General features: G+C 54.1%; 1 protein-coding gene. It reads left to right on the top strand.

Annotated features, from left to right (window positions below):
• Nucleotides 1–51: 51 nt before the first annotated feature.
• Nucleotides 52–458: transposase (locus tag ACW9H9_RS28805; RefSeq protein WP_457374548.1), on the top strand; the 407-nt coding region annotated here is incomplete at its 3' end.

Below are 458 nucleotides of genomic sequence, written 5' to 3'. Positions count from 1 at the left end.
GGCGGCCGCAAAAACTGAGTGCAACACCTCTACCTCAGGTAAGGTGCGGCAATGTCTTATACCGAACTCAGTATCGAAGAACGCGTCACCATCCAAATCGGACAATATCGCGATCTCAGTCAGCGAGAGATTGCTCGTCTGCTGGGGCGTAGTCCTTCCACCATCAGCCGAGAGTTGCGAAGAAATAACCTGCCCACCGGAGGCTATGCGGCATGCGAGGCCCAGGCCCTTACTCGCCAGCGTCGAAAAATCTGTTGTCCCGCCAGAAAGCTGGTGCCGGGCAATGAGCGATTCGAGCTGATTGTCTACTTGCTTCGAGGAGGCTTTTCTCCCGAGCAAATCGCGGGCAAGCTGCGTCGTATGAAAATCAATTTTGAAGAAGCTTACGTCTGCCGTGAAACGATCTACAACGCCATTTACGCACTGCCTGTGGGCGAGTTGCGCAAGGAGTTGATCCT

The organism is Pseudomonas sp. SDO5215_S409 (assembly GCF_054071325.1).
The sequence above is the reverse complement of the archived record's forward strand: the minus strand, read 5'-3'. Positions and strand labels throughout refer to the sequence as shown.